The organism is Sphingopyxis sp. (genome assembly GCF_050725615.1).
In the GTDB taxonomy this organism is placed as follows: Bacteria; Pseudomonadota; Alphaproteobacteria; order Sphingomonadales; family Sphingomonadaceae; genus Sphingopyxis.
This window is the reverse complement of the sequence record NZ_JBOHHU010000015.1, coordinates 42,882-60,079: the sequence shown is the minus strand read 5'-3', so window position 1 is coordinate 60,079 and position 17,198 is coordinate 42,882. Positions and strand designations below refer to the sequence as shown.

Below are 17,198 nucleotides of genomic sequence, written 5' to 3'. Positions count from 1 at the left end.
CCCCCCCAAGCGTCATGCCGGAAACGCCGGCGCCTTGCTGACCATCGCCGGCAAGGGACGGCCCATGACGTCGGTGAACCAGGTCGCGGCCTCGACGATGCCGGGCAACGCCAGTCCCGTCGTCACGCCGCCGCGTTCGAGCATATAGACGACGTCCTCGGTCGGAACATTGCCCGCCGCGCCGGGCGCGAAGGGGCAGCCGCCGAGGCCGCCGAGCGAGGCGTCGATCGTGGCGGCGCCTTCGGCCACCGCCGCCCAGACATTGGCGAGGCCCGTATTGCGCGTGTTGTGGAAATGGGCGCGGACCGGGAGGCCGCCGACGGCGTCGCGGACGCGGCCGACCATCTCGGCGACTTGCGAGGGGACACCGACGCCGATCGTGTCGGCGAGCGCGATTTCGCGCGGATTGGCATCGGCCGCACGCTTGGCCATTTCGACGACGCGGTCGATCGCGATTTCGCCCTCGAAGGGACAGCCGAAAGCGGTGGCGATGGTGATCTGGCCGCTGCGCCCTGCGGCTTTGGCGAGGACGACGATCTCCATCGCCGCCGCGAGCGATTCGTCGGAGGTCTGGCCCTGGTTGCGGATGCCGAAGCTGTCGCTGGTCACGCATACCGCGCCGAGTTCGTCGATGCGCCCCGTCGCGATGGCGCGTTCGGCGCCGCGGCGGTTGAGGACGAGGCCCACATAAGTGACGTCGTCGCGGTCGGGGAGCTGCGCCACCAATTGCTCGGCGTCGGCGAGTTGCGGGACCTTTTTCGGGTTGACGAAGCTGGTCACCTCGATGCGGCGCGCGCCATAACCGATGGCGCGGGTGATCAGCGCGAGCTTGTCGGCGGTGGCGACGGTAACGGCTTCATTCTGCAGGCCGTCGCGGGGGCCGACTTCGACGATTTCGATGCTGTTTCGCTTCACGATTTTGCCTATCTTCACGCATATCCGAGATTGCAGTTGATAATTGCATAGCATTCTAAGTATATCATGGCCACAGGGATGAGGTGAGCGGGCCGTACGCGGCCCCTTTCTAGGCCAAAGAGACGCCCGAAGGGAATGTTATGACGGAAGCGGGGAGCGCGGGCGCGCTGGAAGGATTGAAGGTCGTCGAGATGGGGCAGCTGATCGCCGGCCCCTTCTGCGGCCAGCTGCTCGGCGACATGGGCGCCGAGATCGTCAAGCTCGAGCCGCCGGGCGGCGGCGACCAGATGCGCAACTGGGGTCAGGGCGACAAACCCAGCTGGTGGCGCGTCATCGCGCGCAACAAATATTCGGTCGCGGTCGACCTGCGCAGCGAAGAAGGCCAGCAGCTGGCGCGCGAGCTGATCGCCAAGGCCGACATATTGATCGAGAATTTCCGCCCCGGGACGCTCGAGAAATGGAACCTCGCCCCCCAGGAGCTGCGCCGGACCAACCCCGGGCTGATCGTCGTGCGGGTGTCGGGCTATGGCCAGACCGGCCCCTATTCGTCGCGCGCGGGTTTTGGCGGCATCGGCGAGGCGATGGGCGGATGGCGCGGCATCGTCGGTTATCCCGAACTGCCGCCGGCGCGCATGGGGGTGTCGATCGGCGACACATTGGCCGCGACCTATGGCTGCCTGGGCGCGCTCGCGGCGCTGCATCATCGCAGCCAGACCGGCGAAGGACAGATCGTCGATTCGGCGCTGTACGAGGCGGTGCTGCAGGTGATGGAATCGACGGTGTCGGACTATTCGGCGAGCGGCACGAAGCGGCGGCGGACCGGATCGACCCTGCCCGCGATCGCGCCGTCGAACGTCTATCCGTGCCGCGACGGCGAATATCTGATCGGCGCGAACCAGGACGGCGTTTTCGCGCGGCTCGCCGCCGCGATGGGGCGTCCCGAACTGGCGAGCGACGAGCGTTACGCGACGCACCGCGCGCGCGGGGCGCGGCAGGAGGAACTCGACGCGCTGATCGGCGAATGGACAAAAACGCTGACGATCGCCGAGCTCGAAGCCAAGATGGTCGAGGCGGCGGTGCCCGCCGGCCGCGTCTTCGATGCCGAGGATATGATGGCCGACCCGCATTTCGCGGCGCGCGAGGCGCTGGTGACGGTCGCCGACGACGAACTGGGCGAAATCACAATGCAGGGGGTGTTCCCGAAGATGTCGGGAACCCCGGGCAGCGTGCGGCGCCCTGCCCCGCTGGAAGTCGGGCAGGACACGAACGACGTGCTGAAACGATGGCTCGGCCGGGAGGCTTGAGGCGATGATCACGCTCCATGGCGGCGCGACGCCCAATGCGCGCAAGATCGCGATCGCCTTGCTCGAAATGGGCTTCGCCTGGCGGCTGGACTATGTCGACATTCTCGCGGGCGACCAGCTGACCCCCGCATTCCTCGCGCTCAACCCGAACAACAAGACGCCGGTGATCGTCGACGAGGACGGCCCGGGCGGCGAGCGCCTTGTCCTGTGGGAGACGGGGGCGATCCTGCTCTATCTGGCCGAGAAGAGCGGACGTTTCCTGCCGACCGACCCGGCCAAGCGCGCGATCTGCTGGCAATGGCTGATGTTCCAGGTGTCGGGCATCGGGCCGATGTTCGGGCAGGAGGCGCATTTCAGCCATTATGCCAAGGACCGCCACGAATATGCCATCGAGCGCTATTCGCGCGAGGTCGACCGGTTGATGAGGGTGCTCGACCAAAGGCTGGACGAAGCGGCGTGGCTGGCGGGCGAGGAGTATACGATCGCCGACATGGCCACCCTGCCCTTCCTGCGGCGGCAGTTGACCGAGAAGGGCGGACGTTTTCCGAACGTCGCCCGCTGGGGTGCGGCGATGATGGAGCGACCCGCCGTCGCCGAAGGGATGACGGTCGGCGTCGCGCGCGCGGAAACGATCGAGGGCGGGCTGACCGGTTTTACCGATGAGCATCGCGCGATCCTGTGGGGCGATCGGCAGCACGCGCAGCGGTGACGGGGGCGAGGGCGGCGCCGGTTCCGGGGGGTGTTTCCCGACCATCCTCTATTTCCGTTCGTGTCGAGCGCAGTCGAGACACGTCGAGGTCGTGCACGCTTTCACGTGTCTCGACTGCGCTCGACACGAACGGGATTTATATGGCGGTTTGCCCCCGCCCGATACCCGCCGCCCGTTACCCCTTTTTCGCCGCGATATAGCGGTCGACCTGTTCCACCAGCACGTCGAGCGGCAGTGCGCCTTCGCTCAGCACCGCTTCGTGAAATTCACGGATATCGAATTTCGGTCCCAGCTCGCGCTCGGCCTTCGCGCGCAGTTCGGCGATCTTGAGCTGGCCGACCATGTAGCTCGTCGCCTGTCCCGGCCAGTTGAAATAGCGATCGACCTCGCGCGCGATGTCGGTGTCCGACACCGAGCTGTTCGCCTTGAAATAGGCGATGGCCTGTTCGCGCGTCCATTTTTTCGAATGGATGCCGGTGTCGAGCACCAGCCGGATGGCGCGCCACACCTGCAGCGACAACATGCCGAAGCGGTCATAGGGGGTCTTGTAGACGCCCATTTCGTTCGCCAGCCGCTCCGAATAGAGTCCCCAACCTTCCATATAAGCGCCGTAGCCGCCGAACTTGCGGAACTTCGGGATGCCGACCAGTTCCTGCTGGCGCGCGATCTGGAAATGATGGCCGGGCGCGCCTTCATGGGCGGCGATGCCGGCGACCTGCACCTTCTGCGTCTGGTTCATGTCGACGAGGTTCACATAATAGATGCCGGGCCGCGATCCGTCGGCCGACGGCGGATTGTAAAAGGCGGTCGAAGCGGTCGCCTCGCGCCATTTTTCGACCGCGCGCACCTCCAGCGCCGCCTTGGGCAAGACGCTGAAATAGCGCGGCGCCGCCGCCATCGCGGCGGCAATCACCCCGCGCGCATCCTTCAGATATTCCTCGCGGCCCGCATCGGTATTGGGATATTTGAACTGCGGGTCGGTGCGAATATGGTCGAAAAACTGTTCGAGCGTGCCGTCGAACCCGACCTCGCGCTTGATGCCCTCCATCTCCTCGCGGATCGCCGCGACCTGTTTCAGGCCGAGGTCGTGGATCTGGTCGGCGGTGAGATCGGTGGTCGTCGAGCCTTTCAGCCGGTCCGCATAATAAGCGTCGCCGTTCGGCAGGTTCCAGACGCCGAAATTTCCCTTCGACAGCGGTTCGATTTCGTCGATGGCGGCGATCAGCACGTCATAGCCATTGCGGAAGGGGCCGGTCAGCGCCGCGCTCGCGTCGGCGATCAGCTTCTGCTTCACCGCCACCGGTGCATCGAGCGCATCGACCTTTTTGCGGAAATCGGCGAGCAGCGTCGAATCGGGGCCCGCATCGAACGGCGCACCGACGAGGACCTTTTGCGCATCGGCGCGCGCGGGCGCGAAATTGACCTTGTTGGGAATGATGCCCGCTGCGGCCTGCTCGCGCATCGTCGCCGCGACCTCCTTCATCACGCGGTTGGTATCACGCAGCCGCGCAATATAGGCCTCGGCATCGGCGACGGTGTCGATCTTGTGATTGTTGATCAGCAGCACGGGGATATCGCCGCCGGGGCTGCCGTTCGTGGTCACCGGGAAGCGCAATTTGCGGAAGGCGAAGGATTCGCGGCGGCGCTCGACGTCATATTCGAACAGGCGATAGCTGACGCGGGCGCTTTCACTCAGCCGCTCGGGGCGGAACCGCGCGTGCATCTCTTTCAGCTGACGCTCGAACAGCTCCTGTTCCCGTACCGCAGCGGCATCGGTATAATCGTCGAGGCGCCCGTAGTCGGTCTTGAAGCCGAGCTGCGTCTGCGTTTCGGGCTGCAGCGCGACGCGTTCGTCGAAGGCCCGGTCGAGAAACTGCAGCAGCGCCGCGTCCTGCGTTTGCGCCTGGGCGGGTACGGATTGCGCAAGCGCGGGGGCGGTCAGCGGCGTGAGCGGAAGGGCGGACGTCAGCAAGAGTGCCAGGGCGAGGCGCATGAGAGTCTCCTAAAAGGGATAGGCTTTTGTCGCGCAGCCGCTTGAACTAATCAATCGCATCGATGTTTTTTTCTGACTCCGGGCGGGGCCGTCCGTTTTTGCACGACCTTTTCCGAGGAAGGAGGCGTCGTCGCGGGCCGGGTATGATCAGGCGGTTGCCCTGACACTGGCCAAGATCGCCGCCGCCGCCAGCCGTCCCGTCTGCGCGCCGCCGTTCATATAGCCGGGGAAGGCATCGGACAGATGCTCGCCGGCAAAGACGATCGGCCCCGCGACCGCCTGCTGCGTGGCCTTGCCGTCTTCCTCGAGCCAGAAATGCGGGGCGAAGCGGGTGAGCTGGCCGGGCTTGAAGGTCGAATAGGCGCCGCGCGCGAAGGGATCCTTGACCCAGGCGGTGCGGCGCATGCTGGTCGCGCGGAGACGCGGGACGGCGGGCGCAATGGCGCGTTCTGCGCTGGCGAGGATGCTGGGTACATGGCCTTCGTGCAGCGCATCGACCTGATCGCCACCGAAGAACCAGGTCAGCACACCGGCCTCGCCTGGCTGGCCCGAACTGGCGTCCCAAAATTCGGAAAAGACGCCGGGGCCCCTGGTGTCGACCGCCCAGGCGGCACCCGCCGGACCGGTCTTGTCCTCCCAGACGCGCATCGCATAGCTGGCGTTGATCTTGTCGTTGCGGCCGCTGTCGATCTCGGCGACCAGCGCCGCCCATTCGGCCGACAGCAGCCCGCCATAGTCGATCGTGCGCATCAGCGGCGCCGGCACGGTGACGATGACGCGGTCGACGCGATCGGTCTTGCCATTGGCGAATTTAAGGTCGAGCCCGTCCTTGCCCTGCGCGATCGACACCAGCGCATGGCCGGTCGAGATTTTGGGCATCAGCGGTTCGGACAGCGCCCTGACCACGCTCGACGAGCCGCCGGTCAGGATGAAACGCTCGTCGCTGAGCGAAATCAGCTCGGCCTGCTTGCCGTCGACGACCGGCAGGTTGAACAGCAGTTCGATGGCGGACGCCTGCCCCGGTTCGGCGCCAAATTCGGTGCGGATCGTCGCTTCGAGGAAAGCGCGGACATGCGGCTTCATCAGCGCGGCATATTGGTCGAGATAGGCGGTGACCGACAGGGCGTCGAGCGCGGGCGCCACTTTTTCATAATCGGCGTCGAGCGCGGCGGCATCCTTGCCGATCTGCGCCGCGATCGCGCGCAGGTCGTCGATCAGTTCGGCATCGCCGAGCAGGCGGTCGTCGGCAACATAGCGGTTGTGCGCCGCCATCGGCTTGCGGTCGATCAGCGGGATGGCGAAGCGCTTGGCCAGGGCGAGCATATCGGCGTGGTCGGTGTTGATGAGGTTGCCGCCATCCTCGATGTTCAGCCCCGGAAAAAAATCGGTGGTCAACACGCGCCCGCCGAGGCGGCCGCGCGCTTCGTAGAGATGCGCATCGACCCCGGCGGCGGCGAGCGCATCGAGCGCGGTCAGGCCGGCGAGGCCGCCGCCGATGATCGCGACGCGGGTGCCGGACGCGTCCGAGGATGGCGCAAAGCAGCCGGCGAGTGGCAGCGCGGCGGTGGCGCCGAGCGCGGCGAGGACACGGCGGCGGGTGACCCCCTGCGAAACGGCAATGGGCGGCGGCGCGCCGTCATCGGCCAGATTGGCCAGCCGCGCCGCGTTGAGCAGCCCCCATAATGGTCCGGAACCCCGCATCGGTCACCTCCCCTGTCGCACCCGGAGTCGGTGTAGCACGGCTCGCCGCGCGGCGCGACGCGCCTTCAGTCGCGTGTCACCGCCGCCTGGTTCGCATCGCCGAACATGTTCGACCATTCGGCCGCGTCGAGTTTCTGGTGGCGACCGACATATTTGGCGGGCGCCTTCAGATCGTCGCGCGCCATCGCCCGGGCCACGGCGGGACGCTCGCCGATGCGTTCGAACCAGCTGCGCGTCGCGGGCCAGTCGTCGAGGCCCATGCCCATGACGAAGGCCGAGGCGCGGCCGGGCCAGATCGCCATGTCGGCGATGCTATATTCCTCACCCGCGACATAGGCGCTTTTCTCCAGCCGCTTTTCGAGGACGGTGAGCAGGCGGGTGACTTCGTTGGTGTAGCGCCGGGTCGCATAATCCTGTCCGGCGGGCGCATAGCGCAGGAAATGGCTCGCCTGCCCGCCCATCGGGCCGAGCCCCGCGACCTGCCAGGTCAGCCAGGACAGCGTCGCGGCGCGCGCGGCGCCAGCAGCGGCAAGGAAGCGCCCGCTCTTTTCGGCGAGATATTGGAGGATCGCACCCGATTCGAAGACGGTGACCGGATCGCCGCCATCCCCGGGCGCTTGGTCAACGATCGCCGGCAGGCGGTGGTTCGGGTTGATGCGGCCAAATTCGGGGGTGAGCTGGTCGCCGTTGAAGATATCATAGGGGAGGACGCGATAATCGGCGCCGATCTCCTCCAGCATGATCGCGATCTTTTGCCCGTTCGGCGTCGCCGCATAATGGAGGTCGATCATCAGAGGATCTCGTGGATCTGATGGCGCACCCCGAAGTCGGTGCGGGTGCCGACCCCGACTGCGAGCAGGCCGTTAAGCCAGTCATATTTGGGGCTGGCGGTTTCGAACACCGGGGCGATTCGCAGATAATAGCGCGACGCGTCGACCGGCGGCGCGGCGGGATCGGCGAACAGGGCGCGGACATCGTCGGGGACCATCGTGCGGCCGGTGTAACTGAGCGAGATGAGCGCGCCGTCGTCGGTCTGCCACACCGCGCGGGCATCAAAGGTGCCGACGGCTTCGCCCGATCCGAGCCGGCCGCCGCGCGACCAGTTGCCGCCGCCGGGAAGCACGATCCCGTTGATTCGGGGCCCGAAAAAACGCCCTCCGCTGATATAGCCGATGCGCTGTTCGCCGAACGGCGAGGCGCCGATTCCGAAGATGCCGCCCCCGACCTCGAACTCCACCGTACACAGCGGACGGCTGGCCAGCGGCGCCGCAGCGCCCGCGATATTTTCCTGCTCCATTCTTCCGACTCCCGATTGCGAAACACTGGACAAGCATAAAACGATTAGTATACTAAGGGTCAATCAGATTGACGGACCGGATGCCGTTTCCGGAACCGCCAGCTTCGATACGCAAAGGGAGGGTGAAGATGAATATTCGTAACCGGATTCTGCTGTCTGGCGTCGCGTCGGCCGCCATGCTGGCCCTGGCGGCTCCGGCCAGCGCGCAGGACAGCGCGGCGCCGGCCGACACGAGCGATGCGCCGGACGATGCGGGCTCCGAGGAGATCATCGTCACCGCCCGTTTCCGCAATGAATCGCTGCAGGACGTGCCGCAGGCGATCTCGGCCTTTGGCGAAGAGACGCTGACCCGGATCGCCGCCCGCGACATCACCGACCTGGCGCCGTCGACCCCCAACATCAGCATCCAGCCGGTCGCGACCTTTTCCAACTCGGCGGCGATCTTCATTCGCGGGCTGGGCGCGCAGGGGATCGAATCGACCGAGGAAAGCCCGGTCGGCGTCTCGATCGACGGCGTCTATGTGACGCGCCCCGTTGCGACGATGCTCGACACCTTCGACCTCGACCGCATCGAAGTGCTGCGCGGTCCGCAGGGCACGTCGTTCGGCAAGAACTCGCTGGCGGGCGGCATCGCCGCCTATACCAAGAACCCCGGCCGCGACTGGGGTGTGCAGGCCGAGGTGACCGTGGGCAATTATGGCCGCATGGACGCGCGCGCCGCCGTCAACATGCCGCTGATCGAGGACACGCTGGCGGTCCGTCTGGTGCTGAACAAGGAAACCTATGACGGTTATTTCACCAACCGTTTCAATGGCAAGAAGGTCGGCGGGCAGGACCGGCTGACGCTGCGCGGCACGGTGGTCTTCACCCCGACCGACAATCTCGACATCAACCTGAAGGCCTTCCTGCTGCGCGACCGGTCGAGCGCGCCGGGCGGCGACGCGGCGCCGAACCGCAACCAGTTGCTGTGGCAGGTCTTCCGCTTTGAAGAGCCGAACGACGGCCCCTATACGATCGGGCGCGACTTCCCGGCTGATCACGACACCGACCAGCTCGGTCTGATCAGCAATATCGGGCTCGACATGGGGTCGTGGCAGGCGAAATCGATCACCGGTTACATCGAGACCGACGATTTCAACGACAGCGATTTCGATCAGTCGGAAGTCTTTTTCTTCCCGACCTTCCGCCTGCAATCGCATCGCCAGTTCAGTCAGGAATTGCGCCTGCAGTCGGATTTCTCGGACCGCACCGACGCGCTGTCGCGCCTGAACCTGGTGTTCGGCGGCTATTTCCTCAAGCAGAGCTTCGAGCTGGCGCAGGCGTTTCCGACGCTGCCGGTGCTGCTGGCGCCGACCCTCAACTTCGGCAGTGAGGATTTCGTCACGCAGGACAACACCGCCAAGGCGCTGTTCGCGCAGGCGATCTATGGCATCACCGACCGGCTGAACATCACGCTGGGGGTCCGGCAGAGCTGGGAATCGAAGGATTATTTCCGCGACCCCACCGGGGTTCTGATCAGCCCTTCGCGCTTTTCGTCGCGTTCGTTCGTGCGGTCGCTCGCCGAGATGGAGGCGATCGCCAACACCAACCTGGCCGCGGGCAAGGCGTTCAAGCTCGACTACAACCGCGACCGCATGACCTTCAAGGCCGGGCTCGATTATCGCCTGACCGACGACGTCATGGTCTATGCCGGTTTCAGCCAGGGGTATAAGGGCGGCGGTTTCGGCGCGCGGTCGGCGACGACGAGCACGGCGGGCCCGACGCAGGACAATACCGCCAACCTGTTCGAGGCGGGGTTCAAGGGCGATTTCTTCGACCGGCTCCTGCGCCTCAACCTCACCGGCTTCGTCACCAAGTTCAAGCAACTCGAATTCGGCGTCTTCTTCCCCAACCCCAATGTCGCATCGGGGCAGGAAACCGCGCAGCTCAACATCGGGTCGGCGACCACCAAGGGGCTCGAACTCGAAGCGACGCTGAAGCCGACGCAGAATTTCCGCCTGTCGGCGAATGTCGGCTATCTCGACGCCAAATATACCGACTTCTGCGCCGACATCGACGGTCCGTCAGCCTTTGCGACCCCGCCGACCTCGACCTGCGGCGGCGTTACCCGGCTGCCCAACGGCACCTATCTGGTCGATGTCGATCATACGGGGAAGAAACTGGTCCGCGCACCCAAGTGGCAGACCAATTTGTCGGCCGACTATAGCGTGCCGCTGGGCAGCGCCGGGACGATCAACCTGCGCGCCGCACTGCTCTATCGCAGCACCTATTATTCGACCGTCGCCAACGATCTGGCGGGCAAGACCGGCGATTTCACCCTGATCGACGGGTCGATCGGCTGGGAAAGCGAAGACGGACGCTTCCGCGCGATGGTCTGGGGCAAGAATCTGACCAACAAGACCTATGTCGCGGCGCTGACCCCGACCGCACAATTCTTCACCCAGCGCTTCTACAATGCGCCGCGCACCTTTGGCCTGACGCTCGGCGCGAGTTTCTGATGGCGGGCCGCCGGGCCTCACGGTCCGGCGGCCTCGCGATGCGGAACGACCGACCGCTTTGAATATGGACGGCTGCCCGGAATCGGCGCCTTTCGGGGAGTGTTATGACTGAGGCCACCACCCTCCAAGGCGCCGCCGCGCCCGACAGCGGGCTGACGCTGCGCCGCAACGTCGCGCTCGCGATGCTGTTTCTCGTCGGCACGATCAACTTCATCGACCGCCAGATGCTCTCGATGCTGATCGAGCCGATCCGCGCCGACATCGCGCTCAGCGACACCCAGTTCGGACTGCTGACCGGCCTCGCCTTCGCGCTTTTCTATGCGGGCATGGGCGTGCCAGTGGCGATCCTCGCCGACCGCTGGAACCGCGTCAAACTGGTCGGCATCGCCTGCATCGTGTGGAGCGGCTTCACCGCGGCGTGCGGGCTGGTGTCCAATTTCTGGCAGCTCGCGCTGATGCGCTTCGGGGTCGGGGCGGGCGAAGCCGGGGGCACCGCGCCGTCGGTGTCGGTACTCGCCGATTATTATCCGCCCGAGCGGCGTCCGATCATCATGGCGCTGTTCACCTGCAACGGCCCGTTCGGCGTGTTCGTGGGCGCAGCCTTCGGCGCCTGGGCCGCGTCGGCGATCGGCTGGCGCAATGCCTTCCTGCTGATCGGCGCGATCGGCATCGTCGTCGGGCCGCTGTTGATCTGGCTGGTGCGCGAGCCGGCGCGCGGCCAGATGGACAAGGGCGCGACCGACGACGCCGTCCCCTTCGCCCGCGCGCTGGCGCTGTTCGGCGAGCGCCGCTCGCTGATGCTGGTGCTGCCGGCGACCGCCTTCGCCGCTTTCGTGAGCTATGGGATGCTCAACTGGATCCCGGCCTATCTGATGCGCGTGCAGGGCATGCCGCTCGCCGCGATGGGGACCTGGTTCGCGCCGGTGGCGGGCATCACCTTCGCTGCGGGGACGCTGGGCGGCGGATGGCTGGTGGCGCGGCTGTCGCGCACCTCGCCGCGCGCCTATGGCCGCGTTCCCGCGATCGCCACCGCGATCCTGATCCCGTCGCTGATCGCCGCGCTGATGATCGACGGCTGGCCCGCAGTGCTGGCGCTGATGGTGGTGCCGCTGACCGCCTGCACCTTTTACATCGCGCCGTCGCTGGCGCTGGTCCAGAACCTGACCCCGCCGCGCGCGCGCGCCACCGCGACGTCGATCCTGATGCTGATGTTCAACATCATCGGGCTGGGCCTGGGCCCGTTGTTCGTGGGTTTCGTCAGCGATATGCTGAAGCCCGCTTATGGTGTCGAAAGCCTGCGCTGGGGATTGATGGCGCTCATTCCCTTCGCGGTTGCGGCGTGCGCGATCCAGTTCGCGATGACGCGCCATCTGGACGAGGATTTCGCGGGCCAATGATGATTTGGCGATGGAGAGTGCAATGAGCGAGCTGGACGATATACGCGCGATGGCGACGCGCTTCTTCGACGCGATCGAGGCGGGCGACATTGCGACGATGCGGGGCAGCTTCACCCCCGATGCCGAAATCTGGCACAACACCGACGAGCTGATCGTCACCCCGGACCAGACGGCGGCGACGTTGACCGGCATGGTCGCGCGGATCAAGGACCGCGAATATGCCGAGCGCCGGTTGACCGTCTTTCCCGGCGGGTTCGTCCAGCAGCATGTGCTGAGGGGCCGGCGCACCCACGACGACGGCGAGGTCCGCCTGCCCTGCGCGATCATCTGCAAGGTCGCGGGCGGCAAGATTACCCGTCTCGACGAATATTTCGACAGCGCCCATGTCGCCACATTCCGCAAATTCGCCAACGCCTGAGGAGACAATCATGCCCGTCCTGCGCCAGGTTCCCCGGTCCGAAGTTACCGACGAGACCGTCCTTGCCTATTACAACCGCCTGTTCGGCGACCGCGACCCGGTCACCGAGCCGGGCACCGCGACCGGCACGCCGGGCGACTGGTGGACGGTCTTCGCGCTGTCGCCAGACATTTTCGAACATGCGGTCAAAGGCTTTGCCGTCTATCGCAACCCGGCACGCACGATCGATCCGGTGCTGCGCGAGCTGGGCCAGACGCGCGCCGGCTGGGTCAAGGGCAGCCAGTTCGTTTTCTCGCAGCATTGCAAATCGCTGCGCGGGCTGGGCGTCAGCGACGAGAAGATCGCCGCCATCGCGCACTGGCAGGTGGCCGATTGCTATAATGAGCAGGAACGCACCGTGCTCGCCTATGCCGACTGCCTGGCTCAGGCGAGCGGGCGCGTGCCGCTCGAGGTATTCGACAAGCTCAAGACCTTCTGGAACGACGAGCAGATATTCGAATTCACCTACATCACCTGCCTCTATGATATGCACGCGGTGATCACCCGCGCGCTGCGCATGGAATTTGACGCACGCGAGGATCCGATCGTCGAGGTCGCGGCGCCCGAAGGCTTCAGCGCCGCCGACTTCCTGAGCGCGCCGCGTCCCGCGGGCCAATGAGCGCGATGCCGATAACCGTCAATTTACTTGACGGTTATCGGCGAGCGTGATACGAAGACCAGGAGAGGATGGGCATGAAATATTATAACTCCATCGGCCCCAACCCGCGCGTCGTGACCATGTTCATGGCCGAAAAGGGCATCGAGCTGCCGACGGTCGACATCGACCTGCGCGGCGGCGAAAACCGGCGGGCGCCCTATAATGTCGAGGTCAACCCGGCGGGGCAGACCCCGGCGCTCGAACTCGACGACGGATCGGTGCTGACCGAGATCACCGCGATCTGCGAATATCTCGACGAAAAATTTCCTGAGCCGACGCTGATCGGATCGACGGCGGAAGAACGCGCCAAGACGCGCATGTGGGTGCGCCGCATCGACCTGAAGATCTGCGAGCCGCTGACCAACGGTTTCCGTTTCGCCGAGGGTCTGGCGCTGTTCGAGCCGCGGATGCGGTGCCTGCCCGAAGCGGCGGCGGGACTGAAGGCCTGTGCGCAGGACGGCATCAAGTGGGTCGATCCGCTGATCGCGGGGCGCGACTATGTGACGGGCGACCGGCTGACCCTCGCCGATTTGATGCTGTTCGCCTTCCTCGATTTCGGCGCCGGGGTCGGCCAGCCGATCGACCCGGCCTTTGCCAACATCGCCAGCTGGTACGAGCGGATGAAGAGCCGCCCCAGCGCGAACATCAACTAAACCCGAGGAGACGGACAATGGCTGCTACCAATCCCGAATTCGAATTTCGCGGCGTCAATCACCTGGCGCTGGTGTGCAAGGATATGGCCAGGACGGTCGAATTCTATCGCGACATTCTGGGCATGCCGCTGATCAAGACGCTCGACCTCGCGGGCGGGCGTGGCCAGCATTTCTTCTTTGACGTCGGCAATGGCGACGCCCTCGCTTTTTTCTGGTTCAAGGATGCGCCCGAAGCGGTTCCCGGCATCTCGGCGCCCGAGGCGCTGCCCGGCGAGGGCAATTTCATGTCGGCGCACGGGTCGATGAACCATATCGCGATCAACGTCGCCGCCGACAAGTTCGACGCCTATTGCAATCGCCTGGTCGAAAAGGGCGTCAGGGTTTCGGGTGTCCTGAACCATGACGATTCCGAGACGAATATCGCCGCCGAGGTGCATCCCGGGGTGTTCGTGCGCTCGGTCTATTTCTTCGATCCCGATGGCGTGTGCCTGGAATTTGCGGCGTGGACCAAGGAATTCGACGCGAGCGATGTCGCGCACGATCCGATGCAGGCCGACGGCACCCGCCGCGACGGCTTCATCACCGGGCGGACGCCGGTGCCCGCCGAATAAGGTTTTTCCCCAGGAACTCCTCTTGGCCCGGCGTGCGAGCGCCGGGCCGTTTTTTTGGGGGGGGCGTCCTTTTTGGGATGGATTTGAGACATTCCGACGGACCCCTCCCTCCCCTTCAGGGGAGGGCAGCGAGACTTACGAACTTGTTCGTTAGTCGCAGCGGGTGGGGCCATCGACCTTGCGCACTGTCGCAGGCCCCCACCCCAACCCCTCCCCTGAAGGGGAGGGGCTTTATGTCTGCAACCGCCCGAAACCCGCCATTGGCGCGATGAAATAGGGCTCGCCGGAACCTACCCGACCGCCCGGCCCTTGCCCTCCCAATAGGGCGCGCGCAGTTCGCGGCGGAGGACCTTGCCCGACGGGTTACGCGGCAGCGCGTCGATGAACTCGATGCTCTTGGGCACCTTGTACGCGGCGATGCGTTCGCGCGCCCAGGCGATGACGGCGGCGGGATCGGGGGCACCATCGGCGGTGGGGACGATCAGCGCCTTGGCGGCTTCGCCCCATTTGGCGTCGGGAACGCCGATCACCGCGACATCGGCGACGCCGGGGCAGCCCATGATCGCGCTTTCGACCTCGGCCGGATAGATATTCTCGCCCCCCGACACGATCATGTCCTTGATGCGGTCGTGGACGAAGTAGAAGCCGTCGGCGTCGCGATAGCCGACGTCGCCGGTGTGGAGCCAGCCGCCCGCGAGCGTCTCCTCGGTCGCGGCGGCGCGGTTCCAATATTGCTTCATCACGATGCCGCCGCGGATCGCGATCTCGCCAATCTCGCCGTCGCCGAGTTCCCTGCCCTCGCCGTCGAGGATCGCGAGATCGACCCCGGGCCAGGCCTTGCCGCACGAGGTGAGCTTGCCCGGAATATCGTGCGCCGAGGGCGAGAGATAGGAGCCGCCGCCGGAGGATTCGGTCATGCCGTAGAATTGCACGAAATCGCAGCCGAAGGTCGCGCGCGCGCGGCGCAGCACATCCTCGGCGATCGGCGAGGCGCCATAGGCGATCGACCGGAGCGACGGATAGGGCCCCTCGCCCGCCGCGGGCTGCATCAGCATCATCTGGATCATCGCCGGCGCGAGGAAGGCGTGCGCGACATTTTCCTCGCGCAGCATGCGGATGGCATCGGCGGGGGTGAAATCCTTGACGAGCAGAAGGCGGCCGCCCTGCGCGAGGCCGGAGAAGCTGACATTGGTGCCCGCGACGTGGAAGAGCGGCATGACAATCATCACCGTCTCGTCCTCGCCATAAGCGAAGCCGTCGACCTCGGTCGCGGCTTCGAGGAAGCTGCGGTAGTTGCGGTGGGTAAGCACGACGCCCTTGGGCAGGCCGGTGGTGCCGCTGGTGTAGAGTTGCAACACATCGTCGGCGAGATCGGGGCCGGGCAGCGCCGCGTCAGAAGCCTCGCCGAGCCACGCGTCGAACGGGGTGAATTGCGGATGCTCGCCATAGAGCGCGACGAGGCGCGGCGGGTTCGCGAGCCCGGCGACCGCCGCGAGGGCAGTGTCGAAGAAATCCTCGCCGACGAACAGATATTTGGGCGCGGCATCGCCGACGATGAAGCCGACTTCGGCGGGGACGAGGCGGTTGTTGATCGGCGCAAAACAGGCGCGCGCGAGCGCGGTGCCGAAGAAGAGCGGATACCAGGCATCATGGTTCTTGGTCAGCGCCGAGATGCGGTCGCCGGGCTGAATGCCCGCAGCGAGCAGCGCATTGGCGACGCGGTTCGACCGGCGGTCGAGATCGGCAAAGCTCGTTTCGCGGTCGCCATATTTGACGGCGATTGCGGCACCGCGCGCGCGCGCCTGGGCGCCGGGAATATGGGCCAGGGTCCGGATGGCATCCAGATCGATCATTTCGCTCTCCCTCGGGTCAGTTTGGTCAATTTTCCTTGAATTAGATAGAATACTAAGCAAATGCTTGGCCAGCAAAAAATCGAGAGGACAAGCCGTGCGGAACCTGCCCATATTGCCGACAACGATCGTCGGAAGCTACCCCCAGCCCGACTGGCTGATCGACCGCGAACGGTTGAAGGCGAGCCTGCCCCCGCGGGTGCGCGCCGAGACCTTGTGGCGCATCCCCGCCCCCTGGCTGGCCGATGCGCAGGAGGCCGCGACGCTGATGGCGATCCGCGATCAGGAAGAGGTCGGCATCGATATCGTGGGCGACGGTGAGATGCGGCGCGAAAGCTACTCGAACCGGCTGGCGACGGCGCTGTCGGGGATCGACACCGAAAAGCACGGCAGCGCGATCGACCGCACGGGCAACGCCAATCCGGTGCCGCTGGTGTCGGGGCCGATCCGCCGCGTGGCGCCGATCGAGGCGCAGGATGCGGCCTTCCTGCGGCGCCATTCGACGCGGCCGGTGAAGCTCACCCTGCCCGGCCCGTTCACGATGACGCAGCAGGCCGAGAATGGCTTTTATCCCGACGCGCGGTCGCTCGCGATGGACTATGCCGACGCGGTCAATGCCGAGGTGAAGGATTTGTTCGCGGCGGGGGTCGATGTCGTCCAGCTCGACGAACCCTATCTGCAGGCCCGCGCGGCCGAGGCCAATGCCTATGCGATCGAGTCGATCAACCGCGCGCTCGACGGGGTCGGCGGGACGACCGCGCTGCATATCTGTTTCGGTTATGCGATGGTCCATCATGGCGCCGGCGCGACGGGGCCGAAGCCCAAGGCTTATGACTTCCTCGCCGAGCTGGAGGCTTCCAACGTCGACGTGATCTCGATCGAGGCGGCGCAGCCGGGGCTCGACCCCGCGATCCTCGCCGAGCTTCCGACCAAGACGATCATGTATGGCGTACTCGACCTGTCGATCCCCGAAGTCGAGACGCCCGAGGTGGTCGCGGGGCGGATTCGGGAGGCTTTGCGTTATGTCGATGCGGAGCGCCTGTGGATCGCACCCGATTGTGGGATGAAGTACCACAGCCGGGAGCATAGTCAGGCGAAGCTGAAGGCGATGGTCGATGGGGCGGCGATTGTGCGGGCGGAGTTGAAGTAGCTGCC

15 protein-coding genes are annotated in these 17,198 nt (G+C 65.7%); 9 read left to right on the top strand and 6 right to left on the bottom strand.

The annotated features are described in order from the left end of the window. Nucleotides 1-12: 12 nt before the first annotated feature. Entirely contained in the window at nt 13-915 is a 903-nt protein-coding gene (locus ACREB7_RS05595; RefSeq protein ID WP_431591302.1) for a hydroxymethylglutaryl-CoA lyase, read from the bottom strand. A gap of 140 nt (nt 916-1,055) precedes the next feature. On the opposite strand from ACREB7_RS05595, the gene ACREB7_RS05590 reads away from it, so the two are divergent. Both ACREB7_RS05590 and ACREB7_RS05585 read left to right on the top strand, forming a co-directional pair. Beyond that, entirely contained in the window at nt 1,056-2,219 is a 1,164-nt protein-coding gene (locus ACREB7_RS05590; protein WP_431591301.1) for a CaiB/BaiF CoA transferase family protein, read from the top strand. A gap of 4 nt (nt 2,220-2,223) precedes the next feature. Then, entirely contained in the window at nt 2,224-2,928 is a 705-nt protein-coding gene (locus ACREB7_RS05585) for a glutathione S-transferase family protein (RefSeq protein ID WP_431591300.1), read from the top strand. Between the two features lie 175 nt (nt 2,929-3,103). Here the strand turns inward: ACREB7_RS05585 and ACREB7_RS05580 are convergent, their stop codons facing one another. The 4 genes from ACREB7_RS05580 to ACREB7_RS05565 form a co-directional block, all read right to left on the bottom strand. Next, nucleotides 3,104-4,921 (bottom strand): DUF885 domain-containing protein, encoded by a 1,818-nt coding sequence (locus tag ACREB7_RS05580; protein ID WP_431591299.1) that lies wholly within the window; start codon nt 4,919-4,921, stop codon nt 3,104-3,106. Nucleotides 4,922-5,068: 147 nt separating this feature from the next. Then, nucleotides 5,069-6,622, bottom strand: coding sequence for a flavin monoamine oxidase family protein (locus tag ACREB7_RS05575; RefSeq protein ID WP_431591298.1), 1,554 nt, complete (start codon nt 6,620-6,622; stop codon nt 5,069-5,071). Nucleotides 6,623-6,687: 65 nt separating this feature from the next. Continuing rightward, entirely contained in the window at nt 6,688-7,413 is a 726-nt protein-coding gene (locus ACREB7_RS05570; protein ID WP_431591297.1) for a glutathione binding-like protein, read from the bottom strand. Then, on the bottom strand, nt 7,413-7,919 hold the full coding sequence (locus ACREB7_RS05565; RefSeq protein ID WP_431591296.1) for a DUF3237 domain-containing protein: 507 nt from the start codon (nt 7,917-7,919) through the stop codon (nt 7,413-7,415). Before ACREB7_RS05565 ends, ACREB7_RS05570 begins: the two co-directional genes overlap by 1 nt. Before the next feature lie 128 nt (nt 7,920-8,047). Between ACREB7_RS05565 and ACREB7_RS05560 the strand changes: the two genes are divergently transcribed. The 6 genes from ACREB7_RS05560 to ACREB7_RS05535 all read left to right on the top strand — a co-directional run bounded on the left by ACREB7_RS05560 (nt 8,048) and on the right by ACREB7_RS05535 (nt 14,193). Next, the gene (locus ACREB7_RS05560; RefSeq protein WP_431591295.1) at nt 8,048-10,417 is read left to right on the top strand and encodes a TonB-dependent receptor; all 2,370 of its coding nucleotides are present in this window, start codon (nt 8,048-8,050) and stop codon (nt 10,415-10,417) included. A 104-nt stretch (nt 10,418-10,521) separates the two neighbouring features. Next, nucleotides 10,522-11,814 (top strand): spinster family MFS transporter, encoded by a 1,293-nt coding sequence (locus ACREB7_RS05555; protein WP_431591294.1) that lies wholly within the window; start codon nt 10,522-10,524, stop codon nt 11,812-11,814. Between the two features lie 22 nt (nt 11,815-11,836). Continuing rightward, nucleotides 11,837-12,232: a nuclear transport factor 2 family protein gene (locus ACREB7_RS05550; RefSeq protein WP_431591293.1), complete on the top strand. Its 396-nt coding sequence runs from the start codon at nt 11,837-11,839 to the stop codon at nt 12,230-12,232. Between the two features lie 10 nt (nt 12,233-12,242). Beyond that, on the top strand, nt 12,243-12,890 hold the full coding sequence (locus tag ACREB7_RS05545) for a carboxymuconolactone decarboxylase family protein (protein ID WP_431591292.1): 648 nt from the start codon (nt 12,243-12,245) through the stop codon (nt 12,888-12,890). A gap of 74 nt (nt 12,891-12,964) precedes the next feature. After that, the gene (locus tag ACREB7_RS05540) at nt 12,965-13,582 is read left to right on the top strand and encodes a glutathione S-transferase family protein (protein ID WP_431591291.1); all 618 of its coding nucleotides are present in this window, start codon (nt 12,965-12,967) and stop codon (nt 13,580-13,582) included. A gap of 17 nt (nt 13,583-13,599) precedes the next feature. After that, nucleotides 13,600-14,193, top strand: coding sequence for a VOC family protein (locus ACREB7_RS05535; RefSeq protein WP_431591290.1), 594 nt, complete (start codon nt 13,600-13,602; stop codon nt 14,191-14,193). A gap of 290 nt (nt 14,194-14,483) precedes the next feature. On the opposite strand, the gene ACREB7_RS05530 is transcribed toward ACREB7_RS05535, so the two are convergent. Next, nucleotides 14,484-16,046, bottom strand: coding sequence for a long-chain-fatty-acid--CoA ligase (locus tag ACREB7_RS05530; protein ID WP_431591289.1), 1,563 nt, complete (start codon nt 16,044-16,046; stop codon nt 14,484-14,486). Between ACREB7_RS05530 and ACREB7_RS05525 the strand changes: the two genes are divergently transcribed. Next, complete coding sequence (locus ACREB7_RS05525; RefSeq protein ID WP_431591288.1) at nt 16,027-17,193, top strand: 5-methyltetrahydropteroyltriglutamate--homocysteine methyltransferase; 1,167 nt, start codon at nt 16,027-16,029, stop codon at nt 17,191-17,193. The genes ACREB7_RS05530 and ACREB7_RS05525 overlap by 20 nt on opposite strands. Nucleotides 17,194-17,198: the final 5 nt, after the last annotated feature.

Bases quoted from the DNA above. Each gene is read 5' to 3' on its own strand.
- ACREB7_RS05590 (WP_431591301.1), top strand. From the start codon at position 1,056: ATGACGGAAGCGGGGAGCGCGGGCGCGCTGGAAGGATTGAAGGTCGTC.
- ACREB7_RS05585 (WP_431591300.1), top strand. From the start codon at position 2,224: ATGATCACGCTCCATGGCGGCGCGACGCCCAATGCGCGCAAGATCGCG.
- ACREB7_RS05580 (WP_431591299.1), bottom strand. From the start codon at position 4,921: ATGCGCCTCGCCCTGGCACTCTTGCTGACGTCCGCCCTTCCGCTCACG.
- ACREB7_RS05575 (WP_431591298.1), bottom strand. From the start codon at position 6,622: ATGCGGGGTTCCGGACCATTATGGGGGCTGCTCAACGCGGCGCGGCTG.
- ACREB7_RS05570 (WP_431591297.1), bottom strand. From the start codon at position 7,413: ATGATCGACCTCCATTATGCGGCGACGCCGAACGGGCAAAAGATCGCG.
- ACREB7_RS05565 (WP_431591296.1), bottom strand. From the start codon at position 7,919: ATGGAGCAGGAAAATATCGCGGGCGCTGCGGCGCCGCTGGCCAGCCGT.
- ACREB7_RS05560 (WP_431591295.1), top strand. From the start codon at position 8,048: ATGAATATTCGTAACCGGATTCTGCTGTCTGGCGTCGCGTCGGCCGCC.
- ACREB7_RS05555 (WP_431591294.1), top strand. From the start codon at position 10,522: ATGACTGAGGCCACCACCCTCCAAGGCGCCGCCGCGCCCGACAGCGGG.
- ACREB7_RS05550 (WP_431591293.1), top strand. From the start codon at position 11,837: ATGAGCGAGCTGGACGATATACGCGCGATGGCGACGCGCTTCTTCGAC.
- ACREB7_RS05545 (WP_431591292.1), top strand. From the start codon at position 12,243: ATGCCCGTCCTGCGCCAGGTTCCCCGGTCCGAAGTTACCGACGAGACC.
- ACREB7_RS05540 (WP_431591291.1), top strand. From the start codon at position 12,965: ATGAAATATTATAACTCCATCGGCCCCAACCCGCGCGTCGTGACCATG.
- ACREB7_RS05535 (WP_431591290.1), top strand. From the start codon at position 13,600: ATGGCTGCTACCAATCCCGAATTCGAATTTCGCGGCGTCAATCACCTG.
- ACREB7_RS05525 (WP_431591288.1), top strand. From the start codon at position 16,027: ATGGCATCCAGATCGATCATTTCGCTCTCCCTCGGGTCAGTTTGGTCA.
- ACREB7_RS05530 (WP_431591289.1), bottom strand. From the start codon at position 16,046: ATGATCGATCTGGATGCCATCCGGACCCTGGCCCATATTCCCGGCGCC.